We start from the raw sequence: 23,660 nt of genomic DNA on the forward strand, positions 1-23,660 counted from the left end.
GGCTAGGGCTAAATATGACTCTTGCAATGCATTCAATATTGATTCATCGCAAAACAACTACTTTTTTATCGCCCCCCAAGTTTTCGGACTGATCCGTGTTTACATCTTTATGGTAACAAAAAAACGTCTGCAACTCTTTGAGTTACAGACGTCTAATTGTGGAGATGCGGGGATTCGAACCCCGGTCCAGAACAGGGAAAACCTGCGCCTTCTACATGCTTATCCGTGATTCGGTTTTCGAGCCTGACAAGGTTCCCGGCGGACCTGCGTCATAGCCTTAGATGCAAGGGTCTCGTTGGTTTTACGCATCAATATACCAACCAGCGCTGCGGTTCGACACCTCTGGACCCACCCGGCAGCACGTTAGGTGGAGAGATGATGGCATTTGGTTAATCCTCCGGATTAAGCAGCCATGGCGTAAGTAGATTCGCCAGTTATTGTTTGAGAATATTATTTACGGGAGGTACTCTCAACTCCCGACATGCTTACACACAAGCCCTCAGCCCGCTGTCAAAACCAGTCACCCCCATTTGGTAGTGCAGCCTCGGACAAAGCCAAAGTTTGATTGCAGATAAGTTTACAAATTAAAAATCCGGAAAGTTCAGCCATGTTCAAAAATTCCTGAATCATCAGAAACAAACCATTGATAAACACCACCTTCGACCAAAAAAATATTCAATCATTCAATCATTCAATCATTCAATCATTAAAACTCCCATCTATAACTGAGCACAGGGATCAGCCCCAGCTGTTTCTGTACCACCACTTTCTTTTGAAATGCGTCGTAGCGATGGTAAGCCTCATTTTGCGTGCCCGAGACGTTCTGCAAATCCAGCGCCAGCGTGCGGTTGTAGCTGCGGTGGCTTTTTTTCCAGTAAATGCGTAGGTCGGGCCGGAAGTAGTCGCGGAGTTTGACGGAGTAACTGTCGCTACTTTCAATGGTGTAATTCAGCTTTCTGGAATATTCTTCGTCGATAGGGCGCTCTTTGAAGCCCCCGATCCAGAGGATTTTGGCATTGAAACCCCAGATGCCGCGCGCACCGCTTTTAATCTCTTTTCCGCCGGTGAGGCTTAGCGTGTGGCGGCCGTCGAACCGTGTACCGCTCCACAGGCCAGCCGCGGTGGCGTAGGTGGCTTTGTACAACGAGCCGGTGGCGAGAAGGTAAAACTGGTTGGTAAGAAGTTTCTGATAAGTTACCTCAATGCCGTAATTCCGGGCTTTGCCTTTGTTTTCATAATAAATATTGGGGATCTGCTCCACAAGATTAACGGCCGAATATGTCCTTTCCAGATCCGTTCCAACGGCAATGTCGTACTGGTTTTGCAGGTAGGCCTCTATTTTCAGCATACTGGCATTGGAGAAATTACGCTGGTAGCCCAATGTAAAATAATGTCCCTTCGACGGTGCCAGTTGGAAATTTTTGTAATTATCGCTCACACCATAATAAGCGGTATACAAATCCGCGCTTTGCAGCTGGCTGTGTATACCATACGAAAAGCTCCACCTCGTGTCGGCCGAGGATTGCCAGCGGAGTGCCAGGCGCGGTTCCACGGAAGCATGCATATCAGCCCGGTCCGACCGCACTTTGCTGATCATCGAATGCAAGCCCACCTCCACCGACAGCGATTCGCTGATTTTCCAGCCCCAGTTTACATACGGCTGCACTGTCCACACGTGCAGGGATTGATTCGTCAGCGTCGGCCGCTCTGCCTCCTGGAACAGCAGGAATGTGCCGAGCGTCAGCCTATGGTTTGGATTCATGCGGTGGGCGTACGAGGTATTGCCCGAGATCTTGTTGTTGGTCAGCCTGCTGCTCCCTTCAATGTCGCCATAAGGCTGCCACTGCTGGTACAATGGTGTTGCCAACCGCGTGGTATGCAGCCCCGAAATGGCGAAAGCGGCGTGGTAAGTCCCGCGCGTACCGATGGGCTGTGTGAGCGTGACACCCAATGCGCCCATTTTGTTTTTGTATTTAATGTTGTAGGCATCCTTGTCATTTTCCCATTGCAGGGAATCGGCGTCCGCCTTAAAATCGTTGCTACTTACGCCACCCAGGCCGAAAAAAGTAAAATTCCCATTGCCTTTGGTGGGTATGGACACGTTCCACGACAAATCCTGGAAACGAATGTCTTCACCACCGAAATTGACACCCATCGCCCCCAGCAAACCGGTAAATGAATACCTGTAATTGACGAGGTAGGAGCCTTTATTACGCTTCGATAGCGGCCCTTCCGCAGCAATATCCAACCCGATCAGCCCCGCCTGTGCTGTAAATTCGCTCTTTTCATTATTCCCTTTCCGTAACGACATATCCAAAATAGCCGCCATCGCATTGCCATACTGGGCTGGAAAAGGTCCACTCATAAAATAGGATGTTCCCATGAGTTGGGTACTCAAAATATTCACCCCACCCCCTGTGGACGTCGGCCTATCACTAAACGTGCCTGCATTCGACAAGTGATTCGGATTTACGATCTCCACGCCTTCGAGGCGCCATTGCATGCTGTTCGGTGAGTTGCCGCGCACTACCAGCCCGTTGGCCTGATCGTTGGCAGCGGCTACTCCGGCGAAGGAGGTCGCCACGCGTGCGGGATCGAGGTAGGTGGCAGCATAGCGGAGGGTCTGCTCGACGGTAATGGCCTGCACACTGTTGAATGCCGGCGGCCTGCTCCCCGACACGGTTGCTTCCTGTAACTGCCGCCCAGCGGCACTGAGCCGCACTTCCTGCACGTTTTCCTTCCCCGATTCGAGCAATATCTCCTGGATCACGAGGGTCTGGTAACCAACAAACGATATGGTCAGAATGTGCCGTCCTACCTTTACCCCCTCAAAACGGAAGTGCCCTGCTTCGTCCGTTACATTTCCCTGGTCATCGAGCTGCACGGTCGCTTGTGCCAACGGCAGGCCGGTGTCAGCGTCCTTCACGCTCCCGCGGACGACGGACGTAAATTCCTGGGCAAACACCAAATTGACGGAAAGAAGGAGCAGTAAAATAGTACGGATCATAGGGGGACGTTGATATTCAAAACTATCAGTTACAAAAATAAAGCGAATCGTTGCACCGGACATTTTTATTTTTCAATTTTAATTCTACATTTGTAGAGCAACATATCTTCTTGTAGAACAAAGCACGCTCGTCATGTCACTCACCAAAGCCGAAGAACAACTCATGGAATACATCTGGCAAAAAGAAAAGGTCTTTATGAAGGACCTGATCGAATGTTTCCCCGATCCTAAACCGGCCACGACGACCGTGGCGACGCTGCTTAAAAGAATGCAGGACAAAGGTTTTGTGGCCTACACCCTATATGGCAACTCCCGCGAATACCATCCGCTGGTTGAGAAGAAGGATTATTTCTCCAAGCAAATGAGTGGCATGATCAAAAACTTCTTCAACGACTCGGTGGCGCAGTTCGGTTCTTTTTTCGCGCGCGACACGAGCATGAGCACGCAGGAGCTCGAAGAATTGAGGAACATCATCGACGAAGAAATCAAACGCAAGCAAAATGGTTAGCTATCTCATCAAATCCATTATTTGCTCCGGGCTCTTGTTCGCGGTGTACCATTTCATTCTGAAAAGGGAGAAAATGCTGCAATTCAACCGGTTTTACCTGCTCGCGGCGATGGCATTTTCATTACTCGTCCCGCTGGTGACCATTGAAATGCCTTCACAAACCGCCAGCCAAGCAATTATTGATAACCCGGTAAACCATAACATTGTGGGTACCATGGCGGATAATGCGGTGCAGAGAGCTACTGCCCAAGAGCGCGCCGCGCTGCCCGCTTACCTTTCCTGGCTGCTTTACGGGTTGGTTGCCGCCGTATTACTCATGCGAACGGGTTTCCAAATGCTGGTTATTCTCAGATCCAAATCGGGGCGGCGGGTCGTTCCTTTTGAAACCGCGCAACTCGTACTCACGCAGGGCGACACGCCTGTTTACAGCTTTTTCAAATTCATTTTCATACCTCAAGAAGCATTTGAAAACCAGTCTGTTCCAAAAGAAATCCTCACGCACGAACTTGCCCATGCAAGGCAAATGCATTCGCTGGATATTCTCTTCACGGAATTGCTGATCGCATTATGGTGGTTCAATCCGCTGCTGCTTCTCTATCGCCGGGCCATTCGGCTGAACCACGAATATCTCGCCGACGACGCCGTTCTGGCCGGCCCGACGGGCGTAAAAGAATACCAGCTCATGCTACTCGATTCCCTTCTCGCTCAGCACGGAACCGTTCTTGCCAGTTCTTTCAATTATCCTGTCACCAAAAAACGATTAGCCATGATGACCACGAACATTAACCGCCGCATTCAGTTTGCCAAAAAGGTGTTTATTGCATTGCTGCTGCCGGTGCTTGCATTGGCGCTGTCGGAGAAGACTTATTCGCAGCAACCTGATTCCGGAAAGGCATTTTCACCGGATCGAAAAGTTGAAACCGCACACGACGGAGTTTCAGAAGCGGAAATGCAAGACTTCTTCGCTACAATCGGGAAAAACACTAGGGCTGTTAAAAATCGAAAAGGCCGTACTGACTTTCACATTGAACTGAGCCCTCCCGAAGAAAACCGGCTTTACGCTGTCTACGAACGAATGAGCGATGCACAAAAAGCACAGATCAAAGCAAAAGAAATCTCGGTGTTCAGAATGGATATTCCGGTCAAAAAAGCGCCAACGCCCGAAATGTTCGAAAACTGGAAAAGGATGGATCTTTTTGGAATATGGCTGAATAACAAGCATGTACCAAACTCGCAGTTGAACAAATACAAGTATTCAGACATTGCCGAATATGATTTAAGTAAACTCTATGGCGCGGCATTGAAAGGCAGAGGCTACAAATATCAGCTCGATATTCTTACCAACGACTATTTCGATAAAACGTATGATGAACGCGTTAACAACAGGGTCATCATCACGCGTATAGGCTGGTTCACCCCGAAAGAAGCGCCCAAAAAGGGGAAATAATCGTGCACCACATAGGGGAAACGTCGTACTTTTGCCGCTCGCAGCATTGACTACCTACTATGAAAGTGGAAGATATAGAATCGTTTTTCAAGGATTTACAAGACCGCATTTGCACGGCCATCGCAACGACCGATGGGGGCGCACAATTTCATGAAGACCTATGGCAGCACCATTCCGGCGGTGGCGGCCGTACGCGACTGATTCAGAACGGTGCGGTGATCGAAAAGGGTGGGGTTAATTTTTCGAGCGTAAGAGGTGAGGTACATCCCAGGCTGCGCGCGCAGATGAACCTGCCCGAGGACGCAAACCCTCAATTCACGGCTACGGGCGTGTCCATCGTAATGCACCCGCGTAACCCGCACGTGCCTATCATACACATGAATGTACGCTATTTCGAACTCGACAATGGTACCTGCTGGTTCGGTGGCGGTATCGACCTCACACCGCATTATGTGGTGGAAGAAGACGCCCGCGCATTTCACCAGACGTTGAAAGCCGCCTGCGACAAGCATCACCCTGCGTTTTACCCCAAGTTCAAAACCTGGGCCGACGACTATTTCTTCATCCAGCACCGCAATGAAACACGTGGCGTAGGAGGCATTTTCTTCGACTACCTCAAACCCGATGAACCGGGTAACGGTCAGGGTTTGTCCAAAACAGAGCTTTTTGAGTTTGTAAAAGAGGTAGGCGAGAATTTTGCCCCTATTTACACAGCATTAATGCAGAAATATGCAAACAAGCCATTTACCGAAGCACAAAAACAGTGGCAGTACCTGCGCCGCGGGCGTTACGTGGAGTTCAACCTGGTGTGGGACCGTGGCACGAAGTTCGGGCTGGAAACCAATGGCCGTACGGAATCGATCCTGATGAGTTTGCCGCCTCAGGCCAACTGGGAATACAATTTCATACCGGAGCCGGGAACTGCGGAAGCGGAAACCTTAAACTGGCTCCGCAAGGGCGTGGCCTGGTAGCTGCCAGGCTATCTCTTTGCGATAATACAAATGACCGTTTTCGACCGTCAGCGGGGAATCGAAGTTGTTGGTATAGAGCTGGCCGGTACCCAGTCCCTGCGGTAGCGGATTGTTGAATGATGCGGTGTATTGCGCAATGGCGTTAAGGCCAATGTTGGATTCCAATGCGGAGGTGATCCACCAGCCGATATGCAGTCGGTTTGCGATTTCGATCCATTCGCTGGTAGCCGTGAAGCCGCCGAGCAATGTAGGTTTAAGGATAACAAAAGGTGGCGCCAGCTTTTTCAGCAGCGCAAACTTGTCGCGGTAGTTGGGAACGCCGATCAGCTCTTCGTCCAACGCAACCGGCACCGGCGACGACGCGCAGAGGTCGGCCATCAGCTCGTGCTGGCCTGCCTTCACAGGTTGCTCAATCGAATGCAAGTCGAATTCACTCAGTCTTTCAAGTCGCTCTTTTGCATTCTGTGCTGTAAATGCCCCGTTCGCATCGACGCGCAGCGTAATCGTGTTTTTATCAAATCGTTGGCGAACAGCTTCCAGAATCCGGCATTCCTGCTCGAAGTCAATCGCGCCCACCTTCATTTTAAGGGTAGTAAAACCTTGCGAGAGCTTTTCCTCTACCTGCGTGAGCATGTTTTCATACGAACCCATCCAGATCAGCCCGTTCATCAGAATGCCCTCGTCGTTTCCGGAAAAACCATTCTTGAACAACATCCGCTGCCCGCCGTTCATAATGTCCAGCAGGGCCATTTCAATACCCGCACGAATGGAGGGCAGGTTTTCGGGAATCAGCTGTTCGAGGATAATGCTAAGGTTGAATGGAAATACATCCAGGTCGAGCTCATTGAAGATGCTGCATACGTCCGCAAGCTGCGCCTCAAAGTCCGGGATATCGTCGACACTCAGGCCGGGTAACGGTCCGCATTCGCCATAACCGGCCACCCCGGGTTTTTCGGAGTCGGTAATGACGACGATCCAGGATGTCTTTTGTGTAAGTACCCCGCGAGAGGTGCCCGCTTCTTTGCGAAAATGAAGCGTATGTGGCTTATACACAATTTTTAACGGCATGATTTTGCGGTGTCAGATTTTAAAAGGGGCACAATATTAGACAAAATTTACGTAATTATGCACCAGGATGAAAGAGCTGCCCTGGATAAAAAATGCACTGCTGCCCCTCTCGTGGATCTACGGCGCCGTCACAGATGTACGTAACTTCCTGTTCGACAAGGGCATTTTACGTTCCGAAAAAGTACTACAAAAAGTCATCGTGGTAGGCAATCTTACTGTCGGCGGAACCGGTAAAACGCCAGTCATTGAATACCTCGCACGGCACTTTGCTCCGAAAGCCCCCACTGCCATATTGAGCCGCGGGTACGGCAGGCTAACCAAAGGCTTCCACCTCGCAGACAACTCCTCTTCCGCTGATACAATCGGCGATGAACCATTTCAGTTTTACAGCAAATTTCAAAATGAGGTGGTTGTGGCTGTTTGTGAAAAACGGGTCGAGGGGGCAGAAAGGATCCTTAACTTTTATCCCAAAAACAAATTGCTGCTGCTCGATGACGCATTCCAGCACCGTGCCATTCAACGGGACGTCAACATCCTGCTCAACGACTACAACCGGCCCTTTTACGAGGACCACCCCTTCCCTGCCGGACGGCTGCGCGAACGGCGGCATGGCGCACGGCGCGCCGATGCCGTGATTGTCACCAAATGCCCGGCCAACCTCCCGGTTTCGGAAAAAGAGTATATTATGGAAAATATCCGCCGCTATACCCGGCCAGGCGTGCCGGTTTTCTTTGCTACCACCCGCTACGATGTCCCACAGTCGTATGAAGGCGGGGCTGTTGAGTTAAAGAATGTTAAAATGGTGGCCGGAATCGCAAATCCGCAGCCATTCGCCGCATATTTGACCACCCGGTTCAGCGTTACAGATCAAAAGGTTTTTCCGGATCATCACAATTACACGCCAAGTGACGTCGAAGACCTGATTAAGAACCTAAAAAACGATACTTTTGTGGTCACGACTGAAAAGGATATGGTCAAATTAAAACCGTTGGTTGTTGCAAAAGGCTGCGCAGCACGCTTTGCGTACGTTCCGGTTTCCGTGGATTTCGGGGACGACGAACAGGCTTTTGCACAATGGGTCACATCACAGACCACCGACCGGTTTTAGCAACGGCAGAACGAGTTTCCCTCTATGAGAATTGTTTTATATAGCTTCCTGTGTGTTTTATGCAGCTTCATCCTAACCATCCCGACAGCCAGCGGCCAGGTGAAGCTTCCGGGCAATATCCGGATGCCGAGCGGTGGCGGAGGGGGTGGCGGCTCGCGCGGGGGCGGAGGACAATCCATTCTCGACGATAGTACCAAAAACGTCTACGGCCCGCATTCGACCCTGCATTTTTACGAACACGACATTCTCAACAACCGCGACTCGGTCCGGTACCGCGTGGATACGGGTATGACCAATTTCCACCGGTGGATGCCGATGGACAAGGCGTGGGGCAAGCTCGTCGACCTTGGTAACAACGTAACGGCCACACGCAACCTGTTTTTCCAGCCGCGCGAGGACATCGGCGCGCAGCTGGGCCTTCGTGTGTACGACGCCTATGCGATCAAGCAGGAAGACGTGGCTTATGTGGACACCAAATCGCAGCATACCGAGCTGGATTTTATGTCGGGGCCCAAGAAGACCTCGCTCGGAACGTTCGCCTATACCCAGAACGTGCATTCGCGGTTCAACTTCGGGATGCGGGCTACACGCCTGACTTCCAACAAAATATACGGCTTTGCCAATTCCATTTCCTCTGCCGCATTGCTCGGCAAGAACTGGACTTTTCTGGCACATACCAGCTTCTTTTCCAAAAACAAAAAATACCTCATCCTGGCGCATTACCGACATTTGAACATGAAGGTGGCGGAACAGGGCGGCGTGATACCGAATGTGGACGAGGCGGGTGTGGTTGACAAATATTCTTATGATGGTGCGGCCAAAATCAGCGATAATGCCAATTCCTGGGAGCGGCGCCATGTTTTCCATGTGTACCAGCAATACCGGCTGCTCAATGGGTTCCAGGTTTTCCAACAGGCCGATTTGCAGAGTACCATCGACCATTATACCGACCTGCAAATAGACCGGGGACTTGAAAAAGGGATTTATCCCGACGCTAAATTCAGTACCGAGCAAACGCGTCAGGATATTTACTACAAACTGTTGGACAACAAAGTCGGGATCAAAGGCTTTTACGAAGGGTTCAATTACCGGGCTTATGTGCGGCAACGGTTTTACGGAATGCGCGGCGGGGCACAGTCGAAAAACGAAACGGGCGATCCTTATGCGACTTACCGCACGGGGCTTAAATTCGACAACATTATCGGCGCGTGGCTGGGTTATTACCTGAAAGATTCGGTGCAGTACCTGACGGCCGAGGCCGACCTCAACCTCGCCAAAAATGTGGAATACCGCCTCAAAGGCGAACTGAATACCCGCTGGGGAAAAGCCGGGTTCCAGAGCATTCAAACCGCCCCCGACCTGCTGGTACAGCGCTATCTGAACAACCATTTCGACTGGCGTAACAACTTTGATCCTACCAAGGTCCAGACGATTTTCGCATCGCTCGTATTGAAAACGAAGAAGATCGAGTTCGTGCCGGAAGCACAGATACATCAAATCAACGACTACATTTATTACGATACAGCGGCGGTGCCCCGGCAACTTAATGCCGGTTTCAGGTTGCTGCGCCTGGGCTTCAATTCGGGTATTCACCTCAACCGCTGGAATTTCACGACCATGGGTTACCTCACGCTGAACGATAATAAGGACGTGATGCGCATTCCGACGTTCTTCGCGAGCGGCGAGGTCACTTTTGATTTTGTGTATGCCAAAGTGCTTTTCATCCAACTAGGCCTCGCGGCGCGCTACCGCTCGTCTTACATGGCCGATGCGTACATGCCTATCACACAACAATTTCATTTACAAGACAGTACGCGACTAGCCGGCAATGCGGTAGTCGACGGCTTTGCCAATGTGCGGATCAAACGGGTAAGGTTATTCTTTAAAATGTCTTATCTTAACCAGGGCGGCAACTTCGGCCTTTTTCCGAAAGGGTATTACATTACCCCCAATTACCTGGGTCTGGCAAGGTCATTTTCATTCGGGATCAATTGGCCGATGTTCGACTAGCTGAACAAACTTTTGACCAATATGGCTACATCACTTACAACGCTCGGACTGGAACTTCCGACCGATCCCCGCTGGACCGACATTGCTTCCATGCAGATCGGCGATGTTTTGATAGATCACGCCTATTGTGAGCAAAAAGCTGCTTCCAGCTGCATTTCGCTCATCGTGCATTATCCCGACAAAGCGCTGCTCGTGGAAACACTCACGCCCATCGTTGCCGAAGAATGGGGGCATTTCCAGAGGGTTTTGAAGGAATTGAAGAAAAGAAATATCCCGCTCGGCCGGCAACGCAAGGACGAGTACGTGAACCAGCTCATGCAACTTGTCACCAAAGGCGACGCTAACAAAATGTTCCTCGACAGACTGCTCATTTGCGGGTTGATCGAGGCACGGAGCTGCGAGCGTTTCAAGCTGCTTTCGGAAAACCTGGAAGACGAATCGCTGCAAAAGTTCTACCGTGAACTGATGATCTCCGAAGCCGGGCATTACCGCACATTTCTTGAACTCGCCGAAACTTACGTCCCGGCAGAGAAGGTAAGGGCGCGCTGGAAAGAACTCCTGCACGCCGAAGCCGAGATCATGCTATCGCTGTCACCTCGCGGCGACCGCATTCACTGACATTTACATCCGCATTCCCGATGCCATCATTCCTGAACCTCGTCGCCAAACGGATCCTGGCCAACCATACCTCGCTCGACCACGTGCAAATAGTGGTTCCGACGCGGAGGGCCGCGTTTTTCCTCATGCAAGAGCTGGCAAGCGAAACCAGCGAGGCAATGATGAGCCCCGACATTATGGCCATCGACGACTTTGTGGAAAGCATTTGCAGCCTGGAAATCGAGGACCCGGTACACCTGCTCTTCGATTTGTACGAAACATTCCGGGAAATAGACCCGGATGTACAGTTCGACCGCTTTATGGGCTGGGCTTCGGTATTGCTGAGCGATCTCGACAAAATTGACCAGTACCTCGTCAAAACAGATTTCCTTTTTGAATACCTCTCGGAGGCGCACGCGCTCGCGCGCTGGCAGGAAAGCCTCCCGGAAGGGAAATCGCTGCAAGGAGAAGGCGGTTCGAGACAATACTTCTCCCTTTTCGAGCATATTAATAAGGTATACCGGTCGTTCAGGCAGCGGCTGATCGCCAAAGGAAAGGCCTACCGCGGAATGGCCTACCGCGAGCTGGCCGAGGACATTGGCGGCCTCACGGAAGCACGCCCGGAAGACGAACGGATCTATTTTGCGGCTTTCAATGCATTCACCACCTCGGAACAGACTATCGTTACTGCATTGATCAAGGCTAAAAAGGCCGAGGTGCTGTGGGATTCGGACCGGTATTATATGTCGGAGAATACTGTGGTAGAAGCCGGCAAGAGCCTCCGCGAGTACCAGCGAAGCAAGGAGTTCGGCGAATGGAACTGGACCGGCGACGACCTGCTTTCTACCGAAAAGCACATTACCATTTACGGCGTGCCCAATGCAACCCTGCAAACGAAAGTCGCGGGGGAGCTTTACCAGCAAATGAAGCGCTTCGATCCGGACGACGCTCCTATCCCGACCGCCATTGTCCTCGCCGACGAGAACCTGCTCCTCCCGATGCTGTATTCGCTGGACCAGGACGTGCGCGACCTGAACGTTACGATGGGCCTTTCGATGCGCAATTCGCTGCTTTACACGTTGGTGGACGGCATTTTTGAATTACAGCAAAACGTGGTGGAGTTCCGGACCAAGAGTGGTAAAATGATCCGTGTTCCGAAATTCGGGCACAAATCCGTCGATAAAATCCTGAACCACCCCTTCATACGGCATTACGAGCACGTAGCGCTCACGCCGCTCGAAGACGGGCAGACAATCATCCAGCGAACGCTCCGCGAAATCACCGAAACCAACCAGGTGTTCCTCAGCTCGGAAGAACTCGTCGCGTTGGGAGATAGTAATCCATTATTCCAAATCCTTTTCACGCATTGGCAGAAAAACAATGCACAGCAAGTGATCCGCTCGTTTTACCAGCTCATTGAGCTCTTGCGCGAGGTTTACAAGGATTACAAGAATGCGCTGGAAACCGAATACCTCTACCTTTTTTATTCACTACTCAAACAATTCGAGCAGACGATCGAAGAACGGGCGGAGCTGATCACGTTGCGGACGCTCAAATCGTTTATGTTCGAACTGATCCGGCAAACGCGCATTCCTTTCAGCGGCGAACCGATCAGCAACCTGCAAATCATGGGGATGCTCGAAACCCGCGCGCTGGACTTCGAACGGATCATTATATTGTCCGTCAACGAAGGCATTATCCCCCAGGCGAAGCGGCAGAACTCGCTGATCCCGTTCGACGCAGCGCAGGCTGTGGGGCTGCCGACGCACCAGCATCAGGAAGCCGTGATGTCCTACCATTTCTATCGTTTGCTGCAACGGGCTTCGGAAGTACATATTTTATACACCAGCACCAACGACGCGCCGGGCGGGGGCGAAAAAAGCCGGTTTCTAAGGCAAATCGAATACGAACTGGCAGAATACAACCCGCTGATCCGCATTGAAAACAAGACCGTCGTTTTCGAAGCCAAGCAGCAGCAGGAACTCGAAGAAGTTGTACATAAGGACGATGCCTTGGTAGCCGCCATCCGGGTGTACCTCGACGGCAAAGGCATTTACCCTACACACCTCAATGAGTTTATCCGCTGCTCCATGCAGTTTTATCTCAAACACATTGCCGGAGTAAAAGAGAAAGAGGAGGTCGAAGAAGAGCTCGGGATGGACAAAATCGGTACATGGCTGCACGCGTCACTCGAACGTCTCGACCATGAATTTTTTCTGCTCGACAACGACCCGACGGAAGAACAGATCGCGACCGTGCTCCGTGAGGAATTCGACCGGCTTTTTAAAGGTTACGTAACCGATTTGGGCCTCAACCGCATTTACTATCAGATCGGCGAGCAGCAGATCCTGACCTTCCTTCGCCATCATATGGCACAAAAGCCTCGCCGGAAAATCCTCGCAGCCGAGCAACCGCTGCACACGCGCATACAGCTCGTGCTGCAAGGCGCATACACGCCCGTGCGCGTAGGTGGGAAGATCGACCGCATTGAGCTTGCGGAAGACGGTACGTTGTATGTGATGGATTACAAAACCGGCAGCGTGGAACTGACGGGCAAGCAAAAACTCGCCGATCCGGCAGGCCGCGAAGAAGTGATCCGCGTCGATCCCGATCGCAAAATGGGTTACGTGCGCCAGCTCTGGATTTATGAATACCTGATGTACCGCCGGATGAAAGAAGAAAACGGCCTGAAATTGCGTGGTACGACCTACAATTTCGGCGAGTACGCTGTTAAATCGGGCTTCTATTCATTCCGTGACCCGAAAAACCTCATTGCCAATCCGCTGGAAATTACCGAGCAGCTGGCGCCGCAGGAATTCATCGAAAAATCGGAGGTGATATTGACGGATATCCTCAATGTGATGCTCGATCCGGACGTCCCCTTCCGCAAAACCGACGACCTCACGACCTGCAAATTTTGCGACTTCACCGGCATTTGCGGGCGGTAGTTTGCCGCTCGAAAAATACCCGCGAAGCCTTACAACCATTGCCGGAACAAAGCGATCTTTTTAAAAAAAATCGTTTACGGTATGATCGTTGTTGCAAAGTTGACCCTCTTCATTATCTGGCTAATGGCCTTTGTCGTCACCTGCCTCGTCGTAGGCATTACGTTCCCGGTGATTGTCCTGTTCGACAAGTTTCAAATGCACTTTAAAGAAGTATCCTTATAATATCAAGTCGAAATGCCTCTCAAAAATAAAGGCGGGTGAGTGATCTCATCCGCCTTTTTGCTGCATTGAAAATGCACTATTTCTTTTTGAATTCCAGGTAAACTTCCTCGTTGGGCGCTCCGCTGCTGGCCTCCGACGATTTCAGGGTAATGTTAATCTGCGACACCCCGCTCCCATTCACGATCCGGCTGCCGAGACCGCTCAGCCGAACGCTCAGGGCCTCGCCCGTGCTTTGGGTCACGTTTACTTTCTCATTCACCTCGAAATTGTCCTGTGCAGTGGTTTTCACAGCTACCAATGGATATTCCTGGGTAAGGTTAATGGTAGTACCCGATACTGTTACCTTCGTTGCTTTCGTGTATTTGATGTTCAACTGGTTTTTCGCTTCGGTGGTGATGTCCCATTTATAATTACTGGTGATCCCTCCCTCCACGGTGGTGGTTTCATAAACTCCTACAAAGCTTGTTGCATAATCCGTTTCCGGTTCAGGGTCTTTCTTGTCGTCCTTGCAAGCGCCCATTAGTAGTACCAGACAGCAAAAAATCAGCTTTTTCATACTTCAATTTTAAGAGTAAACAATTTTCAAATATAAACACGCATCCTAAATTTCCTACTATAACGGCACTACCCCGGGATACGCATATCGGGGCAATTATTTATTCATTTCAAAACGGCAGTTTACCCAGGTCGACATTGCCGCCGGAAATAATGATACCCACCTTTTTACCTTCAAAAACGGCCTTATTTTTCAAAACAGCGGCAGTAGACACCGCCCCGGAAGGTTCCACCACGATTTTCATCCGCTCCCACAAATACCGCATTGCCTGGACGATCTCCTCGTCGGAAACCGTCAAAATATCCGTCACCTCTGCCTTGATGATCGGGAAAGTTTTGTCGCCCAGGTATGTGAGCAGGCCGTCCGCAATGGTATTCACGTAGGGCGCCTTTTCGATTTTGTCGCTTCTGAAAGACAGTACGGCATCCGCCGCGCCTTCGGGCTCGCCCGCATACACCTTCGTGTGCGGGGAAAAGTATTTGGCCGACAGCGCGGTCCCGCTTAGCAAGCCCCCTCCTCCCACCGGCGCGATGATCGCATCCAGCGTTACGGCTACATCTTCGATCAGCTCCTTGGCGGCAGTAGCCTGCCCGGTGATCACCTCGTAGTTATTAAATGGGTGTATAAAAGTGGCTCCCGTCCTTGCAACAATCTCATCGACAGTCCGCTGCCGGTCTTCGGGCGTGTTTTTACAAAATGTAATGGTTGCTCCGTAACCTTCCACCGCAGCTATCTTTACTTTCGGGGAATTGTCGGGCATTACGATATAACACTTGGCCCCTACCTTCTGCGCCGAAAACGCCATCGCCTGCGCATGGTTACCCGACGAATGCGTAACGACGCCATTCGCGAGCTGCTCCGCCGATAAAGAAAGTACCGCATTCAACCCACCTCTGGCTTTGAACGCACCGATCTTTTGCAGGTTTTCGCATTTGAAGTACAACTCTGCGCCCGACAGCTCATTAAGGAATTGAGAAGTAAAAACAGGTGTGTGATGAATATAGGGTTTGACGAGCGCGTGCGCCGCCTCAATGGTTACTCTGGTAGGTACAGTTCCTGTCATGTCGGTGTATATTATGAAAATTGTTCCTGCAATAAAAAGAAAAAGGGCCCGTCTTGCTACCGACGGGCCCTCTCATCTGAAAAATTTCTCAGTTTACCTTATTTACCAGCATTTGGTGTGTAAAGGTTGAAGAACTGATCCAATTTCGGCGTAATGATGATTTCCGTACGACGGTTCAGGCTGCGGTTAGGCGCTGAATCGTTAGCCACTTTGGGGAGATATTCTCCACGGCCACCAGCGATCATACGAACCGGCTCAACACCGTATTTCTTTTGCAGCGTACGTGCAACAGCCGTTGCGCGCAGTACTGAAAGATCCCAGTTATCCGCTACTTTATCAGTTGAGATAGGTACATTATCCGTGTGACCTTCGATCAGAATTTCGATTTCTTTGTAGTCGTTCAGGATTTTCGCCACTTTACCCAACACGTTATCAGCTGCGGAGTTGATAACAGAGCTTCCCGAACGGAAAAGCATCTTGTCGGAAAGAGAAACGTAAACCACACCTTTTTTCACTTCGATCTGAACGTCTTCATCGCTTACATCAGCCAATGAACGTTTCAGGTTCAGTACCAGCGCCATGTTCAAAGAATCTTTGTGCTGGATGCTCTTGTTCAGGTCGCGGATCTGGGCACCTTGCTGGTCCATCATCGCGAGTGACTTCTTGATGCTTTCCGAACCTTCTTTCGAGATTACCGAAAGATCGGACATACGGTCAAGAAGGTTGTTGTTGTTCTTTTTAAGGAATTCAACCTGTTCTTCCAGCTCTTTCATTTTTGCATTTTTGCTGGTCAGTTCGTCATTTTTGGCCTTCAAATCATTATTCAAGCTAGCAGTTCTGCTGTCACAATCATTCAGGTCGGCTCTTGCTTTGTCCAGTTGGATTTGGATCTCATTGGCTTGCTTCTGTGCGGAAAGCAATTTTTTCTTGCTGGCACATGAGCCCAGTACAAAGAGCATAGCAACGGCTAAAAGCGTTTGTTTCATAATCGTCTAGGGTTGTTAAAAATAGATAAACACTGTTAAGTAAAACATTTGGTAACTACACTGATCGCTATCAATAATCGAGCCACAGACATTAAAAGTCGCCGCCCGGGGTGCTTTCAAAACGCGAAAGTACAAAAAAAGGGAACAATGTCGTAGCGACACTTTCCCTTTTTCGCAATGTAATATAGTATTTTACCTAATAAGGCATCGACCAGAACGGGTTCCTGCGTGCCTTGATGCTGTCACGAATGTGTACGGACACAATATCCTGATACTGTTTATTGTTAATCTTACGTCCTTTGATCTTTTTCGGAAGATTAATATCCTCTGCCGCAACCGGTTTCATCTTAATATCAATGGCGCTGATAATAATATCTCCGTCATTAATGTCCAGTTCGAGAATCATACCTGGTAAGCCGGTGTACATTTCCGGCCCGCCCGATACCGGCAGATCATTGGCGAACCATGCTGTGATCTTCTGGTTTTTGATCGTATCCTCCGTTACGGCCATCATACACATACGCCCCGCCACTTCCTTGATCTTGTTCATTACTTTCCAGCTCGGCGCTTTGAGTGAGTCCTCTATCACATAGGTCTTGCCCAGCATTCCAATGATATCAGTCCTGGTCTCTTTCTCAAAATTCCGGTAAATCTTGTAATCCGCCTCGGACCACGACCAGCCCTCCTCATTCTCAATCACTTTCGGATAACCATAGAAGCTCTGTTTTTCATTGAAATACAGGGTCATTTTTTGCTTATACTCGTCCCTCTTGCCCCAGGTTTGCTTCATGCGGTCTTTTTCTTCATTACTCAGAAAGCTCAGGCGGGAGTTGATTTTTGTCCAGTAATACACCCTCTCGTAGGTAATCTCGCCTTCCAGGTTTTGCGCAAATAATGGCGCTGAGGTAAGCGCCATCATGAATATCCATATTCTGATTGTTCTCATGACTTGGTTTATAACTGATTAATAGAATCCACTGCGTTTTACGGAAGCCGACATGCCCCTCATGTTGTAGGTAAAGCTCAGCATGAAATACCGCGATAATGTCGCTACGCGGCGCTCAGAATAGTAGTTCTGATTAGCATTCTGACTGATGCCCAGGTTTCTTTTAAACACGTCGTTAGCAGTGAGACGGATTTCCCCTTTTTTGTTTTTCAAGATCAATTTGTAAACCGAAAGCGTCAAAATAGGTACCTGCTGGTTGAAACCGAACTGATCGTTTTTATAAGTCCGGTAATTGAGGCGGCCGTTGAAATAGATCTCTTTCGGCATCTTGACATTCATGTCGGCATTGTAATTCGCATTGAGGATCTTCTGGTTCTGATTCGTGTTAATTGAGTACTTTGTTTCACTGATATTCCAGTTTGCATTGGTATAAAGTGTAAACACATCGCTTGGCGTCAAATCCAGTCGTGCTCCAAAGTTGTAGCCGTCGGTACTCGTTTCGTTTTTGATGTTATTAATATAAGTCAGGTTATTACTGAAATTAATACCTGTATTCACCCCAAATGTCGCCTTGGTCTTCTTCAACGGGAACCCGAAACCAATGTAGGTACCGTAGTTGTTTCCTCCGCTGATATTCATTGGCTTGGTTGTCGTTACCAGGTCAGCGTTGATCGTCCGGTTATAGACGATCTGGTCCTCGTTATAATTGTAATAGGCATTGATATACAGGTTGGTGAAGCTCGCCGGGTTGAACATGTTGAAACCCGCATATGCATTATGCGTCGTTTGCGGGATCAGGTCCGGATTACCTTCCACGATGTAGAGCGGGTTACTATTGTCCACGATCGGTTGGAGGTCGGTAATCGACGGCTCCCGCACGTTGAGCCCGTATTCTGCATAGAGATACTTGTTGTTTTTGAGGCTGTAATTCAATGAAACATTCGGTACCAGCTTTTTGAATGTCCTGTCCACACGCGTCATGTTCTGCTGCGACTCGTCGAGCGCGAACTTGCCTTTCAGATCAAACTGCACGCCAGCGAGTCCCAATGCGAGGTTCAATCCCTTGTGTGAATACCGCACGCTTGTTCCAAGGCGGTTGAACGTGAAGTCGTTGGTGTAATAGCGCGTCAGGAACGGGTTCACTTTGTCCCCGCTTCCTTCCACATCAAACACATCCCTGTCCACTTTATCTTTCCGCATGCTGTAATTGTAGAACGTCTCCCAGAAAAACTTCTTGGCGAAAGGCTCTACGTACGACAAGCTTCCTTTGAAATTTCCCCGTGTACTCTCGGTTTGTTGCAATTGGTTGATGACACTATTCTTGGTAGAATCCTGTAAGAACAGGTTCACCGAGTTCTGACGGCGGTCCTCATCCGAATTGTTGATGTTATAACCTACGCTGGCCGCAAAGTTCCGTCCCTTTTTCTTGAATTTGTGACGGTACAACAGCAAGTTGGCCATGGCGAACGAGTTGTAATCGCTCAGATTCTTCACATCCGATCGGTTGGTGAGCATATTCTCGTTGCGATACGACCGCGTTTCACTCGAATAGTCGTTATCGCCACCATTGATCCGCGAGTTGCTGATCAGAATGAGTGTGTTAAGCGAGTCGATATTGTGCTCGAACCGGAATGCAGGGCGGTGGTTGCCTGTAAACCCGAGCGTTTTATTTTTACCTGCGGTGATATAGGAATCATTTGTCAGAAAGTTCTCGGAGCTGGTCTCCACATCCGTAACCGAGCGCGTAGAGTTATAAAAATAGCTGGTGCTCAGCTTCGTTTTCTTCGTATCGAAGTTGTAGTTGGCGCCTCCGGCCCAGTTTTTGGTAAAACCTTCGGAGCCCTGTCCGCCCCAGTTCGGCTGGATCGTGATATCGTCGCCACCGTAATAGCGGCCGCTGCTGAAACCGAAATCGCCATCATCTCCCCAGTTGAACGACTGGCTACCCTTGAAATCCTGGTAATCATTCCGCGCAATACCCGATTGGTTCGTATTATTTCCAAATCCAAGCACGGCGAATTGCTGTTTTTCATCGAAGCGGTTGTAACTCACTTTGCCTTCGAGCCGCGAATCCGTTCCGACGCCCGCAACCGCCTTACCGAAACCGCCTTTTTTATGGCTGTCCTTCAATTCAAGGTTCATCGTTTTCTCACGTTTGCCATCGTCCACGCCTGTCGCCTTGGCCTGTTCCGTCTTGCCATTAAAAACCTGCACTTTGTTAATAGCCTCAGCAGGGAGGTTTTTGGTGGCCATCTTCGGATCGTCGCCAAAAAAGCGCTTACCGTCTACCGTTACACGTTTGATCTCTTCGCCCTGTGCGCGAATGTTACCGTCACCATCCACCTGCACGCCCGGAAGCTTGCGCAGAAGGTCCTCAACCGATGAGCCCGGCGGTACCTTAAATGCTTTTGCATCAAACTCCACAGTATCCCCGCGTATGCTCAAAGGGGCACGGGCGGTTTTGATTACCACCTCGTACAATTCTTTTTGCAGGACTTTCATTTTGGCCTTACCAATATCTACAACTTCCTGATTCTTAGGATCTACTATCTCCTGATAAGGTACATAACCTACGTAAGAAACTTTAAAAATGTAAGTTGTACGTTTGAGGTTCTTCATTTCGAATGATCCGTCTTTGGCGGTCCTTCCGAAGTTGACGAGCGAGGAGTCTTTCGGCAACAGCAACATGATCGTCGCTTCGGGTAATATCGTCCCGGAAGTATCGGTGACGGTTCCTTTTAACGTAAATCGCCCTCCGGTCTGCGCGTGCGCAGCGAGCATGGGAAGGCATAACCATAACAGAAGTAGGATTTTTTTCAAGGCCAGTTTTTGGTGGTTATGTGAGTAGAGGTTGTAACTGAGGTATTACATTTTTGCAATTATAGAGAATGCAAATCAAGTTTACAACTAAAAATATAGTTAAAACGTGATTTTGCACCGAAACGAGAATTATTTAACTTTTATTAAGAATAACAACTGTGAAAGTACTCTTTTTGGTATATATAAGTTACTTTAATTCGATAATTTTTTTGTTAAATTATTCCCGGCTGGATTTCATTGACCATATTTGCCCTCTAGTTGTTATTGTTTTAGTGTTGAAATGAAAAGTATCGGAGTATTATCAGACACGCACGGCTACCTGGATGAACGCGTTTTCGATCATTTTGCCAATTGTGACGAAATATGGCATGCAGGCGATATAGGCTCGACGGAGATCGTGAGCCAGTTACAGGCGTTTAAGCCTACCCGTATTGTTTTTGGAAATATCGATACCCCTCAGGTGCGCGCAGTCACCGATGAGAACCTGCATTTTGAAGTCGAAGGCTTCCGAGTCTGGATCACGCACATCGGCGGGGCGCCTCCGCGCTATAATCCGCAGGTGATGCCAACGTTGAAGTCGAATACGCCCGACATTTTTGTCTGCGGCCACTCCCATATTCTCCGGGTAATCCGCGACAAGTCTTTGAATAATATGCTGTATATCAACCCAGGTGCTGCGGGGCGTGAAGGGTTTCACAAGTTTCGTACGCTGCTCCGTTTCAACCTGCATGAAGGGCTGATCAGCCAGATGGAGGCGATTGAACTGGGCAAGCGGGGGGCGGTGGTGTAGTCTGGAATGGTTAAGAGTAGTCAGGAATGGTCAGGAGTTTAGTCAAGAATAGTCAGGAAGCGTGAAGGGTAATCTGGAATGGTTAAGAGGGGTCAAGAGTAGTCAGTAAGTCAAAGGTTAAGAGTCCTCCAATCAAAATTGACAACACTTGACGATGCTGAACATTATATGACAATACATGACCATGACAACACCGGACAAAACATGACTATTAATGACAACATTTGACAGCATCATTTAAAACGTCACCTTAACTACCTTCGTTTCGCTTCCGCGCAGCAATTCCGCCTCAACGGTCTGGCCTTTTTCGTGTTTAGCGAGGATTTCCATGTAATCGTAAATGGTGCCGATCGGCTCGCCGCCTAGTTTGGTGATGATGTCGCCCGCCAATATTCCCGCCTTTTCAGCCGGGCGTGCTTTGGATACACCGTCGATCTTCAAACCTTTACCGGTATAGCTGTAATCCGGCATGACGCCGAGCGTCACCTTGAAATTACTGGTAGTGTTTCCGGAATGCGGGTTACCTGCGGTGAGGAACTCCGGTTCGGTGGTTTCTTTGTCCAGCGCTTCCAGCAACTCCGAAATCAATGTGAGTATGCCGGCTTCGCCTTCATAATTAATCTTATCGGGATCGTCGGATATTTTGTGGTAATCGCCGTGGCCGCCGGTGAAGAACTGCACCACCGGGATGTTTTTCAGGTAGAATGAAGTATGGTCCGACGCCCCTACCCCCGATGAATCCACCGTGTATTTCAGGTTCTGACGTTTGGCCAGGTCCGGGATCAGTTTGCCCCAAACTTTACTGGTGCCCCAGCCTGAAACGATAATGCCTTTCTGCGCATCGAACCGGCCGATCATATCCATATTGATCATGGCCGAGACGGTATTCAGCGGAAGCGTCGGCTTTTCGACATAATGCTTGGATCCCAACAGCCCCAGCTCCTCCCCTGAAAATGTAATAAACAGGTAGTTATGCTTCTCTTTCACATTGTTACCGGCAAAATACCGCGCCAATTCCAGCACACCCGCTGTGCCCGACGCATTGTCGTCGGCCCCGTTGTGTATTTTGTTCTTACTATCCGGCGAAAGTGAGCTCCCCTGAAAGCCCTTGCCCAAATGGTCGTAATGGGCGCCTATCACAATGGTTTTAGCAGCGCCATTGTCCAGAAAACCTACCACATTCCGGCCGGTCAGGTCGTGTGCCTCGCCATCAATGCCCATTGAAACTTCAAATGGCTGAAAATACCCTTTCGTTCCGGCGGGCTTCAAACCGATTTCCCTGAAAGCCGCAGCTATGTAATTGGCTGCCCGCACTTCGCCCAAACTGGCGGTCCCGCGCCCTTCGAGGTCGTCGGAAGCAAGGTATTCAATGTGCTTTCGGATCGGCGCGACCTGAAACCGCTGTGCGAAAGTATGCGAAGCGCACGTGAATGCGAGCAAAATTGAGAGAAGGTGTTGCATTTGTGCGGTGTTTGTTTTGGTTAATTTGACGGCCGACGACCGACCGCCGACGGCCGATTACATTTTGGAATCGTTGGAATTAATGACCATGGACCGCCGACCATAGACCGCCTAGTGCATTGTTGGAACGTTGGATCGTGATCATGGATGGCAGATGCCAACAGGTATTATCGGAAAGAATACCACGGCAGATCGGGCGCAGATCATCATTTCATTGCCGCATCGGCGGTCGGCGGTCCATGGTCGACGCGCAGCGCCCCTACAGCACTTCCTGAATATCCGTCAAAAATTTCCTTACCCGCATGAGGCGCTGGATCAGCAGTTGAGCCTCTTCCTTACGCCGCAGCTGCTCGCGCGTGCCTTTGATCGTGCGCCCCTGCTTGTCGCGCTGGTGCATGATCTTGCGGATAATCTCGATGTCGCGCTCGGTATAACGCCTGCGGTTGCGCGAGTCGCGTTTGGGGTTGAGTTGCGGGAATTTCTTTTCCCAGAAGCGTAAGGCGGAAGGCTCGCAGCCTACCATTTCAGCAACTTCGTTGGTGTCGTAGTATAATTTGGTATTGGGTTCCATAGGTTCAAAGCGGTTATTACAAAGATAATCGTACCCGCTGTTAAACCCGGTTTTCCGACAAATTTTTGATTTTCTCGAGGGCAGTCTCCGCGAACGCTTCCGAGGAAGCGTAATAATCCTTCCCATCCGGCAATACCGAAAAATCACCTATTTCCAGTTCCAGAAGCGTGCTATCCCCTTCTTCCGCCAGCCGGTAGCGGTAGGCTATATCGTAATGCGAAGGCGATTGCTCCCATTTCGATACGTACAACGAGAAAATGAGCAGCTTGTTCGGCTCGTACCCGGTAACAGTGAGCCGCGTCATACCCGACCAATCGATCACTTTTCCGTATTCGAGATAGTAGTCTTCGAAGTCGTTCGGCAGATCGTCCCATTGCCGGATATATTTGGGGGCTATCAACACTTCCCACACCTTCGCCACAGGTGCTTCAATGGTAATTTTCTTGCTGACGGTAAGCTCTTGTGCCATAAAACGATGTTTAACGTTCTTTTCCCGATTAGCCAAAAAACTGTGCCGTATCAGAAGTACTGATATTTCCTTATTGTGAAGGAAAAACACTTTTTGCTATCTTTCCCGCTGA

The 23,660-nt window shown here is 49.8% G+C and carries 19 protein-coding genes and 1 other RNA gene; 9 read left to right on the forward strand and 11 right to left on the reverse strand.

Features of this window, described 5'->3' with window-relative positions; all coding sequences use genetic code 11:
- Nucleotides 1–156 precede the first annotated feature (156 nt).
- Together ssrA and J2Y43_RS20710 are read right to left on the reverse strand one after the other, a co-directional pair.
- Nucleotides 157–528, reverse strand: a transfer-messenger RNA (tmRNA) gene (gene ssrA, locus J2Y43_RS20705).
- A 178-nt stretch (nt 529–706) separates the two neighbouring features.
- The gene (locus J2Y43_RS20710) at nt 707–3,007 is read right to left on the reverse strand and encodes a TonB-dependent receptor (RefSeq protein ID WP_309987918.1); all 2,301 of its coding nucleotides are present in this window, start codon (nt 3,005–3,007) and stop codon (nt 707–709) included.
- Between the two features lie 133 nt (nt 3,008–3,140).
- Between J2Y43_RS20710 and J2Y43_RS20715 the strand changes: the two genes are divergently transcribed.
- Genes J2Y43_RS20715 through hemF form a run of 3 tightly spaced genes read left to right on the forward strand, consistent with a single transcriptional unit; the run spans nt 3,141 to nt 5,933 of the window.
- A complete protein-coding gene (locus tag J2Y43_RS20715; RefSeq protein ID WP_309987915.1) occupies nt 3,141–3,515 on the forward strand; it encodes a BlaI/MecI/CopY family transcriptional regulator in 375 nt (124 codons plus the stop codon).
- A complete protein-coding gene (locus J2Y43_RS20720; protein WP_309987914.1) occupies nt 3,508–4,962 on the forward strand; it encodes a M56 family metallopeptidase in 1,455 nt (484 codons plus the stop codon). The genes J2Y43_RS20715 and J2Y43_RS20720 overlap by 8 nt, the downstream gene beginning before the upstream one ends.
- Before the next feature lie 59 nt (nt 4,963–5,021).
- On the forward strand, nt 5,022–5,933 hold the full coding sequence (gene hemF / locus J2Y43_RS20725; RefSeq protein WP_309987912.1) for an oxygen-dependent coproporphyrinogen oxidase: 912 nt from the start codon (nt 5,022–5,024) through the stop codon (nt 5,931–5,933).
- On the opposite strand, the gene J2Y43_RS20730 is transcribed toward hemF, so the two are convergent.
- Nucleotides 5,901–7,001, reverse strand: coding sequence for an o-succinylbenzoate synthase (locus J2Y43_RS20730; RefSeq protein ID WP_309987911.1), 1,101 nt, complete (start codon nt 6,999–7,001; stop codon nt 5,901–5,903). The two genes, hemF and J2Y43_RS20730, sit on opposite strands and share 33 nt — an antisense overlap.
- Before the next feature lie 67 nt (nt 7,002–7,068).
- Here J2Y43_RS20730 and lpxK point away from each other — a divergent pair, with 67 nt between their 5' ends.
- The 5 genes from lpxK (at nt 7,069) to J2Y43_RS20755 (ending at nt 13,886) form a co-directional block, all read left to right on the forward strand.
- Nucleotides 7,069–8,109 (forward strand): tetraacyldisaccharide 4'-kinase, encoded by a 1,041-nt coding sequence (gene lpxK, locus J2Y43_RS20735; RefSeq protein WP_309987908.1) that lies wholly within the window; start codon nt 7,069–7,071, stop codon nt 8,107–8,109.
- 24 nt (nt 8,110–8,133) lie between these two features.
- Nucleotides 8,134–10,119, forward strand: a complete 1,986-nt coding sequence (locus J2Y43_RS20740) for a putative porin (RefSeq protein WP_309987906.1) — start codon at nt 8,134–8,136, stop codon at nt 10,117–10,119.
- A 21-nt stretch (nt 10,120–10,140) separates the two neighbouring features.
- The gene (locus tag J2Y43_RS20745; RefSeq protein ID WP_309987905.1) at nt 10,141–10,737 is read left to right on the forward strand and encodes a tRNA-(ms[2]io[6]A)-hydroxylase; all 597 of its coding nucleotides are present in this window, start codon (nt 10,141–10,143) and stop codon (nt 10,735–10,737) included.
- Nucleotides 10,738–10,757: 20 nt separating this feature from the next.
- Nucleotides 10,758–13,664, forward strand: coding sequence for a PD-(D/E)XK nuclease family protein (locus J2Y43_RS20750; RefSeq protein ID WP_309987903.1), 2,907 nt, complete (start codon nt 10,758–10,760; stop codon nt 13,662–13,664).
- Between the two features lie 81 nt (nt 13,665–13,745).
- Nucleotides 13,746–13,886, forward strand: a complete 141-nt coding sequence (locus tag J2Y43_RS20755) for a hypothetical protein (RefSeq protein ID WP_309987902.1) — start codon at nt 13,746–13,748, stop codon at nt 13,884–13,886.
- A 76-nt stretch (nt 13,887–13,962) separates the two neighbouring features.
- On the opposite strand, the gene J2Y43_RS20760 is transcribed toward J2Y43_RS20755, so the two are convergent.
- From J2Y43_RS20760 to J2Y43_RS20780, 5 genes are all read right to left on the reverse strand, one after another.
- The gene (locus J2Y43_RS20760; RefSeq protein ID WP_309987900.1) at nt 13,963–14,442 is read right to left on the reverse strand and encodes a hypothetical protein; all 480 of its coding nucleotides are present in this window, start codon (nt 14,440–14,442) and stop codon (nt 13,963–13,965) included.
- 109 nt (nt 14,443–14,551) lie between these two features.
- Nucleotides 14,552–15,505, reverse strand: coding sequence for a threonine/serine dehydratase (locus J2Y43_RS20765; RefSeq protein WP_309987899.1), 954 nt, complete (start codon nt 15,503–15,505; stop codon nt 14,552–14,554).
- 98 nt (nt 15,506–15,603) lie between these two features.
- Nucleotides 15,604–16,491: an OmpA family protein gene (locus J2Y43_RS20770; protein WP_223403087.1), complete on the reverse strand. Its 888-nt coding sequence runs from the start codon at nt 16,489–16,491 to the stop codon at nt 15,604–15,606.
- 196 nt (nt 16,492–16,687) lie between these two features.
- The gene (locus J2Y43_RS20775; protein WP_309987897.1) at nt 16,688–17,437 is read right to left on the reverse strand and encodes a GLPGLI family protein; all 750 of its coding nucleotides are present in this window, start codon (nt 17,435–17,437) and stop codon (nt 16,688–16,690) included.
- A gap of 18 nt (nt 17,438–17,455) precedes the next feature.
- Nucleotides 17,456–20,257 carry an outer membrane beta-barrel family protein gene (locus tag J2Y43_RS20780; protein WP_309987895.1) on the reverse strand — a complete coding sequence of 934 codons (2,802 nt, stop codon included), beginning with the start codon at nt 20,255–20,257 and terminating at the stop codon, nt 17,456–17,458.
- A gap of 280 nt (nt 20,258–20,537) precedes the next feature.
- On the opposite strand from J2Y43_RS20780, the gene J2Y43_RS20785 reads away from it, so the two are divergent.
- Complete coding sequence (locus J2Y43_RS20785; protein ID WP_309987893.1) at nt 20,538–21,047, forward strand: metallophosphoesterase family protein; 510 nt, start codon at nt 20,538–20,540, stop codon at nt 21,045–21,047.
- A gap of 237 nt (nt 21,048–21,284) precedes the next feature.
- Here J2Y43_RS20785 and J2Y43_RS20790 read toward each other — a convergent pair whose 3' ends face one another.
- The 3 genes from J2Y43_RS20790 to J2Y43_RS20800 all read right to left on the reverse strand — a co-directional run bounded on the left by J2Y43_RS20790 (nt 21,285) and on the right by J2Y43_RS20800 (nt 23,548).
- On the reverse strand, nt 21,285–22,508 hold the full coding sequence (locus J2Y43_RS20790; RefSeq protein ID WP_309987892.1) for a M20/M25/M40 family metallo-hydrolase: 1,224 nt from the start codon (nt 22,506–22,508) through the stop codon (nt 21,285–21,287).
- A 259-nt stretch (nt 22,509–22,767) separates the two neighbouring features.
- Nucleotides 22,768–23,079 (reverse strand): MerR family transcriptional regulator, encoded by a 312-nt coding sequence (locus J2Y43_RS20795; protein WP_188935454.1) that lies wholly within the window; start codon nt 23,077–23,079, stop codon nt 22,768–22,770.
- Nucleotides 23,080–23,119: 40 nt separating this feature from the next.
- Complete coding sequence (locus tag J2Y43_RS20800) at nt 23,120–23,548, reverse strand: SRPBCC domain-containing protein (RefSeq protein ID WP_309987891.1); 429 nt, start codon at nt 23,546–23,548, stop codon at nt 23,120–23,122.
- Between the last annotated feature and the right edge of the window lie 112 nt (nt 23,549–23,660).

Origin of the sequence: Dyadobacter sp. BE31, from assembly GCF_031457695.1 — a bacterium.
Lineage (GTDB): Bacteria > Bacteroidota > Bacteroidia > Cytophagales > Spirosomataceae > Dyadobacter.